The sequence below is a fragment of the Bacillus sp. FSL R9-9492 genome (assembly GCF_038007365.1).
Taxonomy (GTDB): Bacteria; Bacillota; Bacilli; order Bacillales; family Bacillaceae_G; genus Bacillus_A; species Bacillus_A mycoides.
The window spans coordinates 4,316,287-4,332,326 of sequence record NZ_JBBOXC010000001.1 but is presented as its reverse complement, the minus strand read 5'-3'; the positions used below and the strand labels follow the sequence as shown (position 1 = coordinate 4,332,326).

The window sequence follows — 16,040 nt, the reverse complement described above, 5'->3', positions numbered from 1 at the left end:
TGCAAAAAAAGAGTGAAGGTTACCATTAGGCTATTTTGGGCACAGTTATTATAAGTAAAGCATATAAAGGAGTTATAAATATGAAATTAGAAAATGGATGGGAAACAAGTTTTTTAGAGGTTGTACAAAACAGTGAATTTAAGAAAGATGCAATTCTTAGTCAATTGCTTTTTGCGGATAGTGAAGAAGTAGAAGAGCTTGTTGATGATTACGGTTATGAAGAGATTATTGAACGCGAACATGATGATGAGTTAGCAGGAATTTTAGGAGAAGAACTTTTCAGTGAGCTGGAGCGAAACGTATTCTTATCTCCACAGCCAGAAGAAAAACTTATTTCATTCGTAAATGGATTAGGTTTTCATGTGTTAGATTGGATTGTGCTTCTTGAAACAGAATTTGGCATTGATAGCGCAAACTTCACATCGGATGCAGTGAAAATGTTAGAAAAGCGCTTTAGACAGTTTCCCTATATAGAAGAGAAGACAATTTTTGATATGACGTTTGAAGAAGCGATGGATGTATTAGAATCTGTTACAGGATTACAGCTGAAGGGGAAAATGAACGTATAATGAAAAAGAACGTGATAGCTTCACGTTCTTTTTTTTTACATAATAATAATTTTATCATCTAGCTTTGTTTGTCCAGTAAGAAGTGCATTTAAATACTCTACTTTTCGTATGCAAGCTTGTATATGTCTTTCAACCTCTTGTAACTCTGCTTGGTGATGCGTTTCAATTGGATGAATTTGTACGTTAAATTTTTCGAATTGACTACTATATGTTATTTCTGCATAGCCGCTCATAATATCGGTTTCGTTATGAAATAAAAATTGCTTCGTTTCTTCACAGAATGATACATCCTGAAAGCCATATACTTTTAATGCTTCAATTACTTTGTTAATCATGTTTATATTCATTTTTTAACCCTCTTTACGAAGTTCTACTTTTATATTATAACATAAAAAATTACGTAGAAAGCGCTTCCAAGTGTATTTTATTATAAACTTTACGTTTCAATCATAAAAATGAAACAAAGAAAAAATAATTGTAAAGAAGGAAGGACTCTTTTATTGTTTCGTCATATATATAGAGAAATAGTGCAATGAAAGGAAATTTTCCGAGGTGGAGATTGTATTTCCAATTTGAGCGCAGTAAAAGAGGTGAGAATCTTGAACTTTGATATTGTAGGACAAAAAGCATATATAAAAAATGGGCCGCATCGGAACCGAATTGGAACTGTAAAGAAAAATGAAAAACAATTAGAATCCCATTTTGCTATTGTAATTGGAGAACAAAGTATTGATGTAGAGCTAAAGGATATCGTGTTAGTTGGAGTAGATGTAGGACAATTTCATACATGGTGCGAGCAAAATGGTTATTTGTGAAAGGGACGGGCTGTGAGATAATGAAATATATTTGAGAAAAGAGAATATGTTATTGTATTCTCTTTTTCTATGTTTAAGGAGGCGGAAATGAAATATAAAGCACAGGAGCTTACATTGGAGTTGAAAGAGAAGATTCAATGTATGGAGAATGGAATAGAGCGAATATCACTTGAACTTTTTAAAGAGTATTCATATTTATACATAGAGAAAAACATGGAACTATCTATGGAACTTGTTAAAGATAAAGAGCATCCTTTTGAGGTGGGTTATTATTCATCAGTTGCCATAGCTATATTAGATGAAGAAAAAGAGATGATTGGATTTTATAATATTCCAATTTGGAAATGCGAAAGAATCTTTTTAGGAATGCAAATTCAATTAAGCATTTGGGGAAGTAAGAAAGTAGGGGAACTTGTTGATGAATCTTGTTATGAGATTGAGGAAGAGTTAAAAGAGCAACTAGAAGAATACTTGGAGTGATAACTTTCAAGAGAAGATGTATAGAGATGGAACATAATAAAAAAGACGCTAACAGTATAAATTGTTAGCGTCTTTTTTTATTATGAAGCAATCTCACCAGTTTTTACATCATCTTGATTGTACGTATCCTGATCTAATTCACCAAGCCATTTACTAGAAATAAGACCTGCTGTCATAGAACCACTTACGTTAAGAGCTGTACGACCCATATCGATTAATGGTTCAACGGAGATAACAAGAGCGACAATGCCGATTGGTAAGTTCATTGTAGATAGTACGATTAACGCTGCGAATGTTGCACCGCCACCAACACCGGCAACACCGAATGAGCTAATAGCAACGACAGCGATTAAAGTTAAAATGAATTGTGGTTGTAATGGATCAATTCCTACAGTTGGAGCGACCATCATAGCAAGCATTGCTGGATAAATACCTGCGCAACCGTTTTGACCGATAGATACCCCAAAGGATGCAGCGAAGTTAGCGATTCCTTCAGAAATACCAAGCTTTTCTTTTTGAGCTTCAATATTTAATGGCATTGCACCAGCACTAGAGCGAGATGTGAATGCAAATGTTAATACAGGGAACACTTTTTTCAAATATTGAATTGGATTTAAACCAGATAATGCGATTAATAATAAGTGAATGATAAACATTACGATAAGAGCTACGTAAGATGCTAAAACGAAGTTACCAAGTTTTAAAATAGCGTTAATATCGCTACCAGCAACTGTCTTTGCCATAAGAGCTAATACGCCGTATGGAGTAAGACGTAAAATTAATGTTACCATACGCATTACGATTGCATATACAGCATCAAGCATTTTCTTAAATAGCTCTGCTTGTTCTGGATATTTTCGTTTTACACCTATAAAGGCAATCCCGATAAAGGCTGCAAATATTACAACAGAAATTGTTGATGTTGGACGAGCACCTGTTAAATCAAGAAAAGGATTCGTAGGCAACAGTTCTAACAATTTGTCTGGAATTGTTGTCTTTTCAATAGAAGTAAATCTTTCTTCTACTAATTTCAGACGAGCAGATTCTGCATCACCTTGTTGTAATCCTGTTGCTGATACATCAAATCCTGCGCTTGCAGCTATACCGACAGCTGCGGCAATTCCTGTAGTAAGAATTAAAATTCCGATAATAAGACCACTGATTTTACCAAGGTTTTTCGTTAATTGTAATTTTGTAAATGCTGAAATAATAGATACTAAAATAAGTGGCATAACGATCATTTGAAGTAATTTCACATAACCGTTACCAATTAAACTAAACCAGGTATTTGATTCGATAATTACTTTAGAAGTAGGTTCATAAATAAATTGTAATATAAGACCAAAGATAATTCCGACTCCTAAAGCAGTAAATACACGTTTATTAAAAGATACATGCTTACGTTGCATATAATACAATACGCCAACTAAAATGAGCATGACTGTGATGTTAATCCCGACAAGCAGTGTATTCATGTTAATCCCCCCTAATTCCAATGTGTTATATAGAATATAAGGTAATAAAACCTATAAGTCAACTAGGGAATTGCGGAATTAAAAAAAGATGGCAATTTGCCATCTCTTAATGCCCAGCTCCAGGGACAAGCAAAAATGTTGTGTACCATGTAAATCCGATGAAGAAAACGGTTAAATATGCCCCGAATACGTATATATACATACGCTCTGTTAATTTTAAATAACTTAAAAGTACGAAGAATCCTGTTTGTCCTAAAAATAGTAGTGCGGTCGAATGCATATCCCCTACGTAAAACATAACCGAGAAAATTCCAGTCCAAAAGCCGAGAACGCGAAACATGCGCTCCATGCCATCTCCCTCCTTTTCTAAAAAAAGTAAAACCTCTTTTCATTATAGTTTATTTTTCTAACTATTGTAAATATTCATTTATATAAAAAAGAAGCCAATTATAATATTGACTTCTTCTTAGTTGAAAAACTAAATTTGAACTTTATCCCGCTATTTGTGGGCAGTAAAACTCCCATCTCAAAATTCGGCAAATGCGAGGAAATTAGGTGGGAGATAACTGCCCGTAAAAGCCCGATTGGTGAAAGCTAATAATCAGTGGGGGAAGAACACCCCCCACTGATTAAAGTTTCACTTTATAGTTACAAGATTTGCAGCCATCTAGTAGACTATCGTTTCGTGTTAATTCCACGTTCGGGAATAGGATTTCAAAAATCCCCTTCATCATATCTCCGTGCATATTACAAATTTCAGTCGGATGATGCGCAGCAACTTCTTTAAATGGGCAATTGTGTACATCATAGAAAATTTTTGTGCCATCTGTACTTAATTCAAAAGCAGGGGATAAGCCAGCTGTTGAGAATGCTTCTTTTGCGATTAGCATTTTTTGTTCTATCGTCAATGCTTCTGCACTTACATTTAAGCGATGCATATGTTGTTGCATTAATTCTTTGCCGAATTGTTTCCCTGTTTCATATAGCGCTTTTTCACCAGCACTACCTAAGCTTAGCAGTGAATTAAATGCTATCTGCGCTAATAATTGATAATCGCGAAATGGGAATTGTAACTGGATGACATCTTGAGACAAGACGTATAGTCTGCTTGGTCTGCCGCCTTTCCCAGTTTTTTTTGTTTCTGATTTGAGCATATTAACATCTTCTAATTTAGATAAATGTAAACGCGCTACGTTTGGATGAATGTTAAATTCATCTGCGATTTCTTGTACAGTTACGTAATTATGTTTTTGCGAAATATATTTATAAATATAATAACGAGTAGGGTCAGATAATACACCTGTAATTTTTAAAGCTTGTTCCATGAGGATCTCCACCTTTATCACTTTATCCAAGATATTAACATTATAATACAGATAAACTGCTATATAGGTAATTTCAGACAATAATTCGGAAATTGTTCATAATTTCACAAACATATTTTTCCTTTTTCTCTTAGTGAAAATACAAAATCTCTAATTTTTCTTGTGCATTTTTTTATGATATATACATAGTGAGGAGGGAAACTTGATGAATAGTGTCGAGCTTTTTGCAAATATGATTATAAAAGAAGCTTGTAGGGTGCAAGCATCGGACTTACATATTGTGCCCAGGCAGAAGGATGTGGCGATTCAATTACGTATTGGAAAAGATTTAATTACGAAACGGTGTATTGAGAAAGAATTTGGAGAAAAGCTTGTTTCACACTTTAAATTTTTAGCATCAATGGATATAGGAGAGAGGAGAAAACCTCAAAATGGTTCGTTGTACTTACAAATTGATGGACAAGAAGTGTATTTACGCTTTTCAACACTTCCAACAGTATATCAAGAAAGTCTCGTTATTCGCCTCCATTTACAAGCATCTGTACAGCCACTGTCTCATCTTTCGTTATTTCCAAGTTCAGCGGAAAAATTACTCTCTTTTTTAAAGCATTCTCATGGGTTACTCGTATTTACTGGGCCAACTGGTTCTGGAAAAACAACAACAATGTATGCGTTATTAGAAGTAGCTAGAAAATGGCAAACACGTCGCATCATTACACTGGAAGATCCAGTTGAGCAAAGAAAAGACGGTTTATTACAAATTCAAATAAATGAAAAAGCTGGTATCACATATAAAACGGGATTAAAGGCTATTTTACGTCATGATCCAGATATTATTTTAGTTGGCGAAATTCGTGATGAAGAAACAGCAAAAGTAGCTGTAAGGGCCAGTTTGACGGGACATTTAGTAATGACAACCTTGCATACAAATAATGCGAAAGGAGCGATACTACGATTTATGGATTATGGTATTACAAGGCAAGAAATTGAACAATCATTATTAGCAGTAGCTGCTCAGCGGCTCGTCGAATTAAAATGTCCATTTTGCAGAGGGAAGTGTGCAACTTTATGTAAATCAATGAGGAAAGTGAGACAGGCAAGCATTTATGAACTGTTATATGGATATGAATTAAAACAAGCGATTAAAGAAGCAAGTGGAGAACATGTTACGTATCACTATAAAACGTTGGAATCGTCGGTTCGAAAAGGGTATGCTTTAGGCTTTTTAGAAGAAGATGTATATGTTTAAGAGAAAATGGAGTTTAAGTGATCAAGCATTATTATGTAAAAGATTAAGTGATTTATTAGAGAAAGGTTACTCACTTTTGCAGGCGTTAGAATTTTTGCAGTTGCAACTACCATTAGGAAAGAAATTACAGTTACAGCGTATGATCGAGGGATTGAAAAATGGACAAAGTTTGCACGCTTCTTTTCACCAATTAATGTTTCACTCTGAGATGTTAAGTTATTTGTTTTATGCAGAGCGACATGGTGACATTTCTTTTGCTTTGCAACAAGGGAGCGTACTTCTTTACAAGAAAGATAAATATAGGAAAGATATGATGAAAGTAATGCGATATCCTATGTTTTTATCATTTTTTTTAATGATTATGCTTTCTGTTTTTAACCTCATTTTATTGCCTCAGTTTGAAATGATGTATAGTTCTTTACGTTCTACAGCACCACCACTTACGGAGCAAATTTTAGTTGCAATTAAATTATTACCCTACTTCATTTATATGATTGTTCTTATCGTTATAACGGGATTTAGTTTATATATATTTTATTTCCGAAAACTTCCGCCTACTCAAAAGGTAAAGATTATGATCCGTATTCCCCTTATGAAAAAATTTCTTATTTTAAATCATTCGCATTATTTTTCCACTCAATTAAGTGGTTTATTACACGGTGGATTGTCGGTACACGAAGCATTAACAATAATGATGAAGCAAAAGTATCATCCGTTCTTTCAGTATGAAGCAGACCGAATTGAGCGGCAATTAATTGCAGGAGAACCGTTACAATCTATTATTGATAAAAGCGGTTATTACGAGAAAGAACTTTCTTATATCATTACGCATGGACAAGCAAACGGTAATTTAGCAAATGAGCTTGGTGATTACAGTGAGCACATTATTGAAAAGGTAGAACAAAAAATTAAACGTATGTTATTTGTGATTCAACCCATTTTATTTACATGTCTTGGGGTTATAGTCATTTTGATGTACTTAGCGATGATTATGCCGATGTTTCAAATGATGAATTCTATATAGGGGGCATTTACATGCAGAATGAGGAGGGTTTTACTCTTTTAGAAATGTTATTAGTTATGGTTGTCATAACTGTATTATTACTATTAATTATTCCAAATGTAGTTACACAGCGCTCATCCGTCCAAGGAAAAGGATGTGCAGCCTATGTGAAATCTATAGAAGCACAAATACAAGCATATCACTTGCAACATAATAAGATTCCATCAATAGAGGAACTTGAAACAGGAAAGTATATTACTTCAAAAACTTGCCCGAAAGGTGAACCAATCCATATTTCCGATGATGGTACGGTATCAGCTGGGAAATCGTGAAGCAAAAAGGTTTTACTCTTTTAGAAATGCTACTTGTCTTATTTGCTATTTCTGTACTGAGTGTTGTTACGCATTTTAACGTTACTTCATTACATGAAAAACAAAAAGTTGAGCAGTTTTTGAAACAGTTTTCAAATGATATTTTGTATATGCAGCAGTTAGCGATTAAGCGTCAAAAACATTATACGTTACGCTGGTTTAAAGAGAAACATATGTATTATATTTCGGAATCGGAGACAGCCCTTTTAATTGCTAAGGGAGAATATGATAAAGATGTCCAAATTGATCTGCATACCTTTCCAAATCCAATGACATATAATCCGAGCGGGAATATTAATAGGGGTGGTACGATTTTACTTTCCTATCGAGGGTATAAATATGAGATTGTATTTCAGCTTGGAAGAGGGAGATTTACGTATCGTGAAGTGTCAAAAAGGATCAGTAATGGTTGAAATGGTTGTAGCGTTAAGTTTAATAATGATGGCGGCATCGTTATTGCTCCCGCAAACATTATTAATTATGCAAGAAAGAAAAAATATAAAAATGAGCTATAAAGCATTAATATTATTAAAAAAAGAAGCGGCCTTATTTAAGTATGAGAATGAGGAAAAGCGAGTAAAAGAGCAAGTCATAAAAGGAATTGTATATTACACATATTGGAGAGGAGATGAAGTTTGTACGATGTGGAAAGATATGAGAGGAAAAGCGATGGAGCAATGCCTTTATGCAAAGGAAAAATAAAAAAGAAGCGGGATTTACATTAATAGAAATGATTGCATGTTTGTTGCTTTTATCAATGTTCTTTTTACTTTTACCGCGTCTTCATATTATGGGGATAGAAAATACACATTCAAAAGGATTAAATGACTGGGAGTGGGATGTGTTTTTAGGACAAATACTTTAAAGGATTTAGCACCTCTTAATCGGAATTGAATTAAATCCGAAACCCTTTGATAAATAAGGCTTTAATGGGTTTCTTTTCGGGTATCGAAGAAAGGTATTTTGTCTGAAAAAAATGAAATGCCCCGCTTTTGCCCCGCTTTTTTTAAAAAATAAATTCCCTCCCCACATAATCTTCATATTTACTCTGTTCATTTTCAATTATTTTAGGTGTGACATGTGAATAAATATTAGAAGTAATTTCTATACTTTTATGCCCCAATCTTTCCTGGATATATTTCATTTCTACTCCAGCTTCTAAAAGAAGAACAGCATGAGTATGTCTTAATCCATGAACGCCAATTTTAGGTACTTCAGCATTTTTTAAAATACGATCTAAAACGTTTTTTAATGTGGAATGTGGTATCGGTTTTCCGGTAGTAGTGAATACAAAATCAAAGGTTTTATCATACTTAGCGCCAAGTTTTAGTTTACATTCATTTTGATATGTTTTAAATGTTTTAAGCACAGAGACAAGTCTATCCGAAATAGTAATTGAACGCACAGAATCATAAGTTTTCGTTTTGCCTATTAAGTCCTTACTGTTCTTTTGTCCTGTAGGAGTATAAGCGTGATAATTTATAGTTCTATCAATGTGAATCATTTTGTTATCTAAATCAATATTTGTATCCCACTCTAATGCTGTTGCTTCACCTTTACGCATCCCGGATTCCACTAAGGTGTAAATTAATGTATAGTATAGGATTTTATCTTTATGGGCCGCATTCAATAATTTTGAAACTTGTTCTTTTGTTAAATAGTTATCTTTTTTTGAATGTTGATTGAAACGATCCGCGGCGATTAGAATGCTGTTTGTGAAATCTTTGTAGATCATATCTAAATCTATAGCACGTTTTATTGAATTGGACATTGTTGTATGAATAATTTTTACTGTTCGTTTGGAATAACCTTTATTTATAAGGTGATTAATAAATTTTTGGTATTCGATTTTATTCATATCCGCTAATTTGATGTTTTGAAAATACGGAATGATTTGCTTATTAATATTTCTTTCATGGAGAATATAAGTGCTTTGCGCCACTTTTCCTTTTTTATAAGTTTCTAACCATTCAATTAAATATTCACTTAACAGAGTTTTTTTGCCGTCCGCAGCCATTCCGTGAAACAACTGACGTTCTCGTTCGTTAGCATGAAAGGTAGCTTCTTTTTTTGATTCAAATCCACCTTTACTAATTTCTTTTTTCTTACCTGTAGTTTTATCGACATATCGGATTCGATATTCCCATTTTTTGCCCCGCTTTCTGAAAGTCGCCATATGATATCCTCCTTTATATTTGTGACACAGCAACAGATTTGGGATATGTCACTGTCAAACTTAATTAGAATAATATCACGCCAACCTAATTAATGTAAAAATAAAAAAAGAGAGGGATAATACCCTCTCTCCTTCAAATTGTAAAAGGAAGAAAATTTTACAATTTGAAATTGGAAAACATTTCTTCTACAATCAAATCATAACAACTCGTCAGTCTCGGCTAAGACTTTAGAATAAAATACGAGTTGTTTGCAGAAACGCTCTCGTTGTGGTTCTTCCAACGCCGCATACGTTTGTTGAACTTCTTCGAGAGTGTTACGTAGTATTGCATCTTTTGTGTTGCTATACCCATTGCAAAGCAGGTCTAACGATACATCAAAAAAGGAGCTGATTTGAAGAAGTGTTTCCATGCTCGGCTCAAACATTGCATTCTCATAATTATTTATCTGATTGCGACTGAGGTTTAGTTGTTCGCCAAGCTGTCTTTGTGTTAAATCCCTAGATTTTCTAAGCTTCTTTAAATTTTGACCAAATACTTCTAACGCTTTCATAATTCGAGTATAATCTTTAAGTATTCAACATACTATATATGATTGTAAAACAATCATAATGACGAATATTGATTGTCAAGAGGTTTGAAAATAAATAAAATGAGAACTTATGTTCTTATTCAGGTGAATTAGTGGTAATATATTCATATGGGTTCTTAAAAGTCTAAATGCATAATTGCATATTCAAATTATTTTAATTCGAGAAACGTTGTTGTACAGGGGTTTCTCAACTTTCTCAATAATAGTCTGATAACTATACGACTGAATTTTGGGAAATTTGTGTTATTATTAATACAAAATAAAAGGAACGAAAAAAAGACTCACAGCGTGTATAAGTAGTGTTAGCGCACTCTTACACCGTTCGCCCGACTCACGAGGGGAACATCTGCCATAAGTCTCTTTTCGGTTACTACACGAGTAACACTTACATTATAACATGCCGATAATACTAAAACATTACTGTGGTATTAATTTCCTATTAAAAAGTTGAGAAAATGAGCGAAGCGTCTTTGTTCCAAAAGGGAGGAACAAGAAGTGTGGAAGGTATTAAATATTCTTGAGGGAGAATTGTATGTAGCCGGATTTAAGAAAAAACAGTTGGCTGATTATTGGGGAGTGAAACCTGCTACCGTGACCAAAGTTTTTAAAGGAGCTAACGATATAAGTTTCGGATATCTTTCGAAGACGCTTATTTTATTAAAAAAGAGTTTGATTTCACAGGCGAAAGTTGTTAATGACTACGTAACGAACACAGACCCTAAACCTGAAAATTTAAGAGAAGCTATGGAAGATTTAGCTATCAGAGGTAAGTTCGATTTATTGAAGGTAATTATAGATCAAGAGATTCATTCTGACGTCGCCGAAAATAAAGAATTTGCAGAAGTATATGAAATGATTTATAGAAGATATCAGGACGGTTTAGATGCTTCGATTTATTTCCAATTATTAAGACAAAAAAACAAAAATGTTAAAACGATTGAAATGGAGATTTTGACAGAAATCTTATTATGCCAGGCGCAATATCAGTCTGGGAATTACAAAACACTATACGAGAGACTAAAGTCAGTTAATGAAAAAATAAATGACATAACAAATAAATTTATAAAAGAATGCCTGTTACTAAGGTATAAGGAAGCGCTAGCAGTAACTTCTTTACAAGGTGGTGAAGTAGTTGAATCTCGTTTAAAGTGCCAAGAACTATTATCTGATTTGGAATGGGACGGATTTTTCTCATTACCAAAACTAAATGCATATTTAAAAATTGGAGAATCGTTGATATTCGAACCTGAAAAATACGAAAGCGCTAAACATTTTTTAGAAAAAACCTTAGAATTATTAGGAGAACCTTCTTGCAAAGGATTTGAAATAAAATGGAAACTCGTCCAGCAAACCTTATCATTCTTGAAAATTCATTACCAAAGAGATTTGGATACCTTGGAATTTGTACACCCAAGCGAAAATGCATATTCAAAGATACTTGAAGGTGATATTTTAGGCGCTAAAAAGATTTTATTGGACTTAAAAGAAAAAAATGGAGAATGGACAGATATCCAAACGGCGTATTACGCTCTTACATGTGAAGGAAAAGAGAGAGAATCTCTACTACGAAAATCCTTGCTGATGTGTCAAAAGTCTGGGAATATCCATTATTCACAATTACCTAAAATTTACTTGGGTTTACTATGAAAAAATGGTATAATTATCTTCGAAAGAAGAGGTGAAAACAATGAAGAAAATATTAGTTTTATTACCGATTTTATTAGTAGCTGGGTTGTTCACTTTTTCTACTGATAGTCAACAAACAGACAATAAACAAGAAGCGTCTAAACCTGTAGTTCAGCGTATGATGACGGATCCAGGTGGAGGTTGGTAGGGGTTACCAGCTCCAGTATCGCTTTTAATTAAATATAAATCAAAAATGACATCGTCTTAACTGGCGGTGTCATTCGTATTTTACGGAGAAATTTCCTTTTTGGGGAAAAAGACAAAAAAGTAATTAATTCCAAAAATATACAAAAGAGGATGTAGAGGGGGATTTATCATGACAAAAGAAGAAATCGTGAAGATGTTTTTAAATACTGTAGGGGAAGTAGAGCCGGAAAAATTAGATGGATACATAGAAGAAATCAAAAAAAATAGCCAATCCTCTTAATGGGTGGCTATTTTTTGTTTTTATTGTGATGTTTACTAAGTGTTTGAGCTATAGCGAGGAATTGTTCTAGCGCCATATCTTCTTTGTCTTTCGGTAATGGATCCAACCATTCCATAATTTCTTTAAACTTCTCATATTTATCTGCATTCAAATCTTTTTCTGCACTTTCTCCATATAAATAATCAACAGAAACATTAAATCTCTTCGCTATTTTCTCTATCGTTTCACGACCAGGAAACGCTTTACCATTTTCAAACTTCGAAACAGTTCCTTTAGTTAAATCGACTTCTTTACCGAATTGCTCTTGGCTCATTTTGTTTTCTATCCTAATTTGTTTAATCCTATCTTTCATTTCCATTCTAAAAAACTCCCCTTGCTACGACTTATCGTAAACTATGTTAATTTCATTATAAAGTTTCTTGAGAGGAAACGTAAAGAGAAAAAAGTTTCCTTTTATGAAATTTTTTTATAAAAAGTACTTGAAGTTTCATGCAACGAAACATATAATAAGTTTGTAAGCATCAGAAGGGAGTGATCAGATGCAGAACGAAACGGCAAAAACAGAACTTCAAAAAGCATTTGAAGAATCTGGTCTTAAATATCATGAATTAGCTGTTATGGTTGGTATATCGAAGTCATACTGCTATAAAATAATCAATTGGAACTTAAGAGTCTACTATGATGTAGCAGTTAAAATATCAGAGGTTTTAGGTAAAGAGACATCAATCCTGTTTAAAGAACAAGAAAAAATTTTAAACATGTAGTTTCATATAGTGAAACTTTAAAAGGAGGAAAGATAATGAATCAATTACAAGTTGTGCAGCATCCAGTAAGTGAATTTGTTTTTATGGAAGGAAACAAAGTAGTAACAGATAGTTTAACAATGGCCCAAATGTTTGGGAAGGAACATAAGAATGTAATTCGAGATATTGAGGTTCAACTAGAAAAATTGGTTGAAGCAAACGAGACAGAATGGGGGCAGCTCAACTTTGAGCATACCCAATATCAACATTACCAAAATAAACAGTGGTATCCAAAATTCAATTTAACAGAAGATGCATTCGCGATTATAGCGATGAGCTACATAACACCAGAAGCAATGAAGATGAAAATCAAGTTTCTAAATGAATTTAAACGAATGAAAGAACATATCCAAAAAACACAGCAACAACCGAAAAGTGTTGAGGATGCAATTATCTACAGTATGACTGAACTAAAACAAATAAAATCACGACAAGATCATACAGAAGAAGAAATGAACAAAATGAAACTTCTAGTAGATAACGAACTATGGCTTACTGAACAACACAAAGGAGCTGTGCAGCGTAAAGTAAAACAACGTGTTTTTGAACTTAAAAAAGAAGGGTATGATAACGCATCGTATCAAGGAATCTATGGCGCACTAAAAAGACATTTTGGTGTAGCTAAATACGATAAAATCCCACGTAAATATTATCAAAATGCTATGCGATTTATCGCTGGTTGGTATCCGCCAGAAAGACCTAGTTTATTCGATGATCATGTTTCTTAATTACAAAATTAAAATTTTATAGAGAAGGAGATGTAAAAAATGATTAGTGTTCAAGTTGATGAAAAAGAAGTGAGAAATCTTTATCTAGCAAAAGTCGAAGAAAAAGTTAAAGAAATCGATGCTGAGTTAGTGTATTGGGACTCTAATGAATTAAAACGAAGAACTTGTATGGGATGGAATACGATTCAAAAAGAGTTCTTCTTTGATCCTAGATTTCCAAAGCACAAAGTAGGAGGGAAATGGTACTTTCCAGCTCAACAAGTAAAAGATTTTTTATTGCAATGGCTATCTGAAAGATAAAGGAGGTAATTTAGTGGAAGATACAACATCGTTAGCTGTGTTTGTAATGTTTATCGCAATCAGCGCATGGTTGCTTTACATTACTTATGAACCAATAAAACAATGGGCTTGGAGTGATGTAGAACAAAATAAAAAGACCCATGGCAGTGGGTCCTTTAGGAAAAATAATTTGTTATAAGTATACCACGGAAAGTAGGGAAATAGTACATGGATTTAGTTGAATATCAAGTGCTACTACCTAATAAGTTCTGGGATTTAGCAAAAAACGAAGAAGAATTAAAACAGATGATTGAGCGATACTTCAGTGTTGGTTATCCACATTACAAAATAAAGAAAATTATTCAAAATGGTAAATCGTACATAGCGATTTGTGAAAGGAAGTGGCTGGTTTGAACAACGTAGTTTTACAAATAGGACAGATGAACTTCCGTGGAAATGTCATAGATCATGGTTGGTTTAAAACAATCACACTAGACAACGGAAAGCCAAATGTGGTGGCGATTTCCATATTAGGAGAGGTTGTTTATTGGTACAAGCCTACAGAAGTAAGAGATGAACATTCAAATAATGTGAGATACAAACAAAAGTTTAAAGCGGATACGCTTCAAAAAAGTTATCAGCAATTTGCAGATTCATTTGGCTTTACAAAAAGACAAGTGAAAGACGCATGTGATTATTTGAAGGACAGAGGGCTGGTTCGTATTGAGTTTCGTACAGTGTTTGCAAACGGAACTAGGTGCAACAATGTAATGTTCATAGAACCCGTTCCTGAAGAAATACAAAAAATATCAATTTTATATTGGGAGAACAGTACCCCTCCTACATTAGAACGTAATAGGGTATTACAACCAAATGTACCACCCTATTACTATAAAACGGAAGAGCCTCCTACATTAGAACGTAAGACAAATACAGAGATTACTACAAAGATTACTACAGAGAATGTAAGTAGTAGTAGCATCTTCTCTTTCTACGAAAATAATTTTGGAATTTTAAATTCATTCATAGCCGAAAGTATTTCACAATGGGTAAACGATACAAGCGAAGAACTTGTACAAGCAGCTATGGAACGTGCTTTGAAACAGCAGAAGAAATGGAATTATGCTGAGGGCATTTTAAAACAGTGGATTAACAACAACGTGAAGACTTTAAAAGATGTTGATGCTTTAGAAACAGAATATCAACGAAATAAAGGAGGGAAAAAACGTGTCGGAATCAATCGGAAGTGTGATGACTCGGATAGTGAATACATCGGCTTGTAATGAAGAAACAGAAGGATATACATGCGAACATTGTAATAAGTATATCGCAGCAATCACTATTGAAGTTCCGGAGTTGCTTATTAAAAATAAAATCCTTCCTACTTGTGAATGTGTTGTAGAGCGAGAGGAAGCGAAAATACGTGAAGCACAAAACTTTGCTAAGAAGCGAGAAATAGAAAAATTATTCAGTATAAGTAATTTAGGTGAAAGGTTTTCTAAAAGTACATTTGAGTCATTTTTGGATCGAAATGGTTCAGAAACAGCGCACAAGATAGCGATGAAATACGTAAAAACGTATAAGGAATGGAACGGTGAATCATTAATGGTTTGGGGAGAACCTGGAAACGGGAAAACGCACCTAGCAGCTGCAATTGCAAGTGAGCTTTCGAAAAAAGGATATATTGTAGTTTTCCAAAGCGTACCTGAATTGTTACAACGTATTCGCAGTACGTTTAACAATGAAAATAAAGAAAATGAAACGCAAATTATGAGGGCTCTTTTAGAGTGTGACTTGCTTATATTGGATGATATCGGGGCAGAAAAGACTACCGAATGGGTGGAAGAAAAATTATTCAATATTATAGATGGGCGTTATAGAAAAGAACTTCCAACCTTATATACAAGTAATCTTCAACCTAAAGAAATCCAGAATCAGGTGGGGAAACGTTCGTATGATCGAATGGTTGAGACAAGCTTAATAGTTGAGAATAAAGCGGAAAGTTATAGAAGAGAGATAGCAAAGCAGCGTTTACAAAGGTTTATAGAAGCATAAAAGGAGGAA

24 protein-coding genes and 1 pseudogene are annotated in these 16,040 nt (G+C 33.8%); 18 read left to right on the top strand and 7 right to left on the bottom strand.

Annotated elements, in window-relative coordinates; translation table 11 throughout:
* The first annotated feature begins 80 nt into the window (after nt 1-80).
* Nucleotides 81-569 carry a hypothetical protein gene (locus MKY70_RS22230; RefSeq protein ID WP_002015119.1) on the top strand — a complete coding sequence of 163 codons (489 nt, stop codon included), beginning with the start codon at nt 81-83 and terminating at the stop codon, nt 567-569.
* Nucleotides 570-604: 35 nt separating this feature from the next.
* Here MKY70_RS22230 and MKY70_RS22225 read toward each other — a convergent pair whose 3' ends face one another.
* Nucleotides 605-916, bottom strand: coding sequence for a hypothetical protein (locus MKY70_RS22225; protein WP_002165070.1), 312 nt, complete (start codon nt 914-916; stop codon nt 605-607).
* 252 nt (nt 917-1,168) lie between these two features.
* Here MKY70_RS22225 and MKY70_RS22220 point away from each other — a divergent pair, with 252 nt between their 5' ends.
* Nucleotides 1,169-1,384 (top strand): DUF3912 family protein, encoded by a 216-nt coding sequence (locus MKY70_RS22220; protein WP_002034026.1) that lies wholly within the window; start codon nt 1,169-1,171, stop codon nt 1,382-1,384.
* A gap of 69 nt (nt 1,385-1,453) precedes the next feature.
* Nucleotides 1,454-1,864, top strand: coding sequence for a hypothetical protein (locus MKY70_RS22215; protein ID WP_165689457.1), 411 nt, complete (start codon nt 1,454-1,456; stop codon nt 1,862-1,864).
* Nucleotides 1,865-1,944: 80 nt separating this feature from the next.
* Here the strand turns inward: MKY70_RS22215 and MKY70_RS22210 are convergent, their stop codons facing one another.
* The 3 genes from MKY70_RS22210 to MKY70_RS22200 form a co-directional block, all read right to left on the bottom strand.
* Entirely contained in the window at nt 1,945-3,339 is a 1,395-nt protein-coding gene (locus tag MKY70_RS22210) for an L-cystine transporter (RefSeq protein WP_002138338.1), read from the bottom strand.
* A 106-nt stretch (nt 3,340-3,445) separates the two neighbouring features.
* Nucleotides 3,446-3,688, bottom strand: coding sequence for a DUF2626 domain-containing protein (locus MKY70_RS22205; protein WP_002015110.1), 243 nt, complete (start codon nt 3,686-3,688; stop codon nt 3,446-3,448).
* Between the two features lie 280 nt (nt 3,689-3,968).
* Nucleotides 3,969-4,664 (bottom strand): helix-turn-helix transcriptional regulator, encoded by a 696-nt coding sequence (locus MKY70_RS22200; RefSeq protein ID WP_002014995.1) that lies wholly within the window; start codon nt 4,662-4,664, stop codon nt 3,969-3,971.
* Between the two features lie 205 nt (nt 4,665-4,869).
* Between MKY70_RS22200 and comGA the strand changes: the two genes are divergently transcribed.
* The 6 genes and pseudogenes from comGA to MKY70_RS22170 form a co-directional block, all read left to right on the top strand.
* The gene (gene comGA / locus MKY70_RS22195; protein WP_088034273.1) at nt 4,870-5,913 is read left to right on the top strand and encodes a competence type IV pilus ATPase ComGA; all 1,044 of its coding nucleotides are present in this window, start codon (nt 4,870-4,872) and stop codon (nt 5,911-5,913) included.
* The gene (gene comGB, locus MKY70_RS22190) at nt 5,900-6,937 is read left to right on the top strand and encodes a competence type IV pilus assembly protein ComGB (RefSeq protein WP_088034275.1); all 1,038 of its coding nucleotides are present in this window, start codon (nt 5,900-5,902) and stop codon (nt 6,935-6,937) included. Before comGA ends, comGB begins: the two co-directional genes overlap by 14 nt.
* An 11-nt stretch (nt 6,938-6,948) precedes the next feature.
* On the top strand, nt 6,949-7,248 hold the full coding sequence (gene comGC / locus MKY70_RS22185; protein ID WP_002088623.1) for a competence type IV pilus major pilin ComGC: 300 nt from the start codon (nt 6,949-6,951) through the stop codon (nt 7,246-7,248).
* Nucleotides 7,245-7,700, top strand: coding sequence for a competence type IV pilus minor pilin ComGD (gene comGD, locus MKY70_RS22180; RefSeq protein ID WP_002165074.1), 456 nt, complete (start codon nt 7,245-7,247; stop codon nt 7,698-7,700). The genes comGC and comGD overlap by 4 nt, the downstream gene beginning before the upstream one ends.
* Complete coding sequence (locus tag MKY70_RS22175) at nt 7,693-7,989, top strand: hypothetical protein (RefSeq protein ID WP_002088621.1); 297 nt, start codon at nt 7,693-7,695, stop codon at nt 7,987-7,989. The genes comGD and MKY70_RS22175 overlap by 8 nt, the downstream gene beginning before the upstream one ends.
* Nucleotides 7,973-8,146, top strand: a pseudogene (locus MKY70_RS22170) (pilus assembly FimT family protein); the annotation flags it as partial. The gene MKY70_RS22175 and the pseudogene MKY70_RS22170, both read left to right, overlap by 17 nt.
* Nucleotides 8,147-8,293: 147 nt before the next feature.
* Here the strand turns inward: MKY70_RS22170 and MKY70_RS22165 are convergent.
* Both MKY70_RS22165 and MKY70_RS22160 read right to left on the bottom strand, forming a co-directional pair.
* A complete protein-coding gene (locus MKY70_RS22165; RefSeq protein WP_078204585.1) occupies nt 8,294-9,463 on the bottom strand; it encodes a site-specific integrase in 1,170 nt (389 codons plus the stop codon).
* Nucleotides 9,464-9,660: 197 nt separating this feature from the next.
* A complete protein-coding gene (locus MKY70_RS22160) occupies nt 9,661-10,014 on the bottom strand; it encodes a helix-turn-helix domain-containing protein (RefSeq protein ID WP_078204584.1) in 354 nt (117 codons plus the stop codon).
* 534 nt (nt 10,015-10,548) lie between these two features.
* On the opposite strand from MKY70_RS22160, the gene MKY70_RS22155 reads away from it, so the two are divergent.
* Both MKY70_RS22155 and MKY70_RS22150 read left to right on the top strand, forming a co-directional pair.
* The gene (locus MKY70_RS22155; RefSeq protein WP_341074609.1) at nt 10,549-11,700 is read left to right on the top strand and encodes an AimR family lysis-lysogeny pheromone receptor; all 1,152 of its coding nucleotides are present in this window, start codon (nt 10,549-10,551) and stop codon (nt 11,698-11,700) included.
* A 40-nt stretch (nt 11,701-11,740) separates the two neighbouring features.
* On the top strand, nt 11,741-11,887 hold the full coding sequence (locus MKY70_RS22150) for a complement C1q protein (RefSeq protein ID WP_078204583.1): 147 nt from the start codon (nt 11,741-11,743) through the stop codon (nt 11,885-11,887).
* A 286-nt stretch (nt 11,888-12,173) separates the two neighbouring features.
* Here MKY70_RS22150 and MKY70_RS22145 read toward each other — a convergent pair whose 3' ends face one another.
* On the bottom strand, nt 12,174-12,524 hold the full coding sequence (locus MKY70_RS22145; RefSeq protein WP_078204581.1) for a helix-turn-helix domain-containing protein: 351 nt from the start codon (nt 12,522-12,524) through the stop codon (nt 12,174-12,176).
* Between the two features lie 181 nt (nt 12,525-12,705).
* Between MKY70_RS22145 and MKY70_RS22140 the strand changes: the two genes are divergently transcribed.
* The 7 genes from MKY70_RS22140 to MKY70_RS22110 are packed head-to-tail and all read left to right on the top strand — an operon-like array spanning nt 12,706 to nt 16,031.
* Entirely contained in the window at nt 12,706-12,930 is a 225-nt protein-coding gene (locus MKY70_RS22140; RefSeq protein WP_341074608.1) for a helix-turn-helix domain-containing protein, read from the top strand.
* 35 nt (nt 12,931-12,965) lie between these two features.
* A complete protein-coding gene (locus tag MKY70_RS22135; RefSeq protein WP_341074607.1) occupies nt 12,966-13,697 on the top strand; it encodes an ORF6C domain-containing protein in 732 nt (243 codons plus the stop codon).
* A gap of 39 nt (nt 13,698-13,736) precedes the next feature.
* Nucleotides 13,737-13,997 (top strand): group-specific protein, encoded by a 261-nt coding sequence (locus tag MKY70_RS22130; RefSeq protein ID WP_341074606.1) that lies wholly within the window; start codon nt 13,737-13,739, stop codon nt 13,995-13,997.
* A 13-nt stretch (nt 13,998-14,010) separates the two neighbouring features.
* Complete coding sequence (locus MKY70_RS22125; RefSeq protein WP_341074604.1) at nt 14,011-14,175, top strand: hypothetical protein; 165 nt, start codon at nt 14,011-14,013, stop codon at nt 14,173-14,175.
* 29 nt (nt 14,176-14,204) lie between these two features.
* Nucleotides 14,205-14,390, top strand: coding sequence for a hypothetical protein (locus MKY70_RS22120; RefSeq protein WP_341074603.1), 186 nt, complete (start codon nt 14,205-14,207; stop codon nt 14,388-14,390).
* Entirely contained in the window at nt 14,387-15,259 is an 873-nt protein-coding gene (locus MKY70_RS22115; protein WP_341074601.1) for a DnaD domain-containing protein, read from the top strand. Before MKY70_RS22120 ends, MKY70_RS22115 begins: the two co-directional genes overlap by 4 nt.
* Nucleotides 15,228-16,031, top strand: a complete 804-nt coding sequence (locus MKY70_RS22110; RefSeq protein WP_341074629.1) for an ATP-binding protein — start codon at nt 15,228-15,230, stop codon at nt 16,029-16,031. Before MKY70_RS22115 ends, MKY70_RS22110 begins: the two co-directional genes overlap by 32 nt.
* The last annotated feature ends 9 nt before the right edge of the window (nt 16,032-16,040 follow it).

What these genes read in the sequence shown, in the direction of transcription:
- MKY70_RS22200 (WP_002014995.1), bottom strand. Translation starts at nt 4,664, where the DNA reads ATGGAACAAGCTTTAAAAATTACAGGTGTATTATCTGACCCTACTCGT.
- MKY70_RS22225 (WP_002165070.1), bottom strand. Translation starts at nt 916, where the DNA reads ATGAATATAAACATGATTAACAAAGTAATTGAAGCATTAAAAGTATAT.
- MKY70_RS22130 (WP_341074606.1), top strand. Translation starts at nt 13,737, where the DNA reads ATGATTAGTGTTCAAGTTGATGAAAAAGAAGTGAGAAATCTTTATCTA.
- MKY70_RS22210 (WP_002138338.1), bottom strand. Translation starts at nt 3,339, where the DNA reads ATGAATACACTGCTTGTCGGGATTAACATCACAGTCATGCTCATTTTA.
- MKY70_RS22110 (WP_341074629.1), top strand. Translation starts at nt 15,228, where the DNA reads ATGACTCGGATAGTGAATACATCGGCTTGTAATGAAGAAACAGAAGGA.
- comGA (WP_088034273.1), top strand. Translation starts at nt 4,870, where the DNA reads ATGAATAGTGTCGAGCTTTTTGCAAATATGATTATAAAAGAAGCTTGT.
- MKY70_RS22175 (WP_002088621.1), top strand. Translation starts at nt 7,693, where the DNA reads ATGGTTGAAATGGTTGTAGCGTTAAGTTTAATAATGATGGCGGCATCG.
- MKY70_RS22145 (WP_078204581.1), bottom strand. Translation starts at nt 12,524, where the DNA reads ATGGAAATGAAAGATAGGATTAAACAAATTAGGATAGAAAACAAAATG.
- MKY70_RS22165 (WP_078204585.1), bottom strand. Translation starts at nt 9,463, where the DNA reads ATGGCGACTTTCAGAAAGCGGGGCAAAAAATGGGAATATCGAATCCGA.
- MKY70_RS22160 (WP_078204584.1), bottom strand. Translation starts at nt 10,014, where the DNA reads ATGAAAGCGTTAGAAGTATTTGGTCAAAATTTAAAGAAGCTTAGAAAA.
- MKY70_RS22205 (WP_002015110.1), bottom strand. Translation starts at nt 3,688, where the DNA reads ATGGAGCGCATGTTTCGCGTTCTCGGCTTTTGGACTGGAATTTTCTCG.
- comGB (WP_088034275.1), top strand. Translation starts at nt 5,900, where the DNA reads ATGTATATGTTTAAGAGAAAATGGAGTTTAAGTGATCAAGCATTATTA.
- MKY70_RS22215 (WP_165689457.1), top strand. Translation starts at nt 1,454, where the DNA reads ATGTTTAAGGAGGCGGAAATGAAATATAAAGCACAGGAGCTTACATTG.
- MKY70_RS22135 (WP_341074607.1), top strand. Translation starts at nt 12,966, where the DNA reads ATGAATCAATTACAAGTTGTGCAGCATCCAGTAAGTGAATTTGTTTTT.
- MKY70_RS22120 (WP_341074603.1), top strand. Translation starts at nt 14,205, where the DNA reads ATGGATTTAGTTGAATATCAAGTGCTACTACCTAATAAGTTCTGGGAT.
- MKY70_RS22140 (WP_341074608.1), top strand. Translation starts at nt 12,706, where the DNA reads ATGCAGAACGAAACGGCAAAAACAGAACTTCAAAAAGCATTTGAAGAA.
- MKY70_RS22150 (WP_078204583.1), top strand. Translation starts at nt 11,741, where the DNA reads ATGAAGAAAATATTAGTTTTATTACCGATTTTATTAGTAGCTGGGTTG.
- comGC (WP_002088623.1), top strand. Translation starts at nt 6,949, where the DNA reads ATGCAGAATGAGGAGGGTTTTACTCTTTTAGAAATGTTATTAGTTATG.
- MKY70_RS22230 (WP_002015119.1), top strand. Translation starts at nt 81, where the DNA reads ATGAAATTAGAAAATGGATGGGAAACAAGTTTTTTAGAGGTTGTACAA.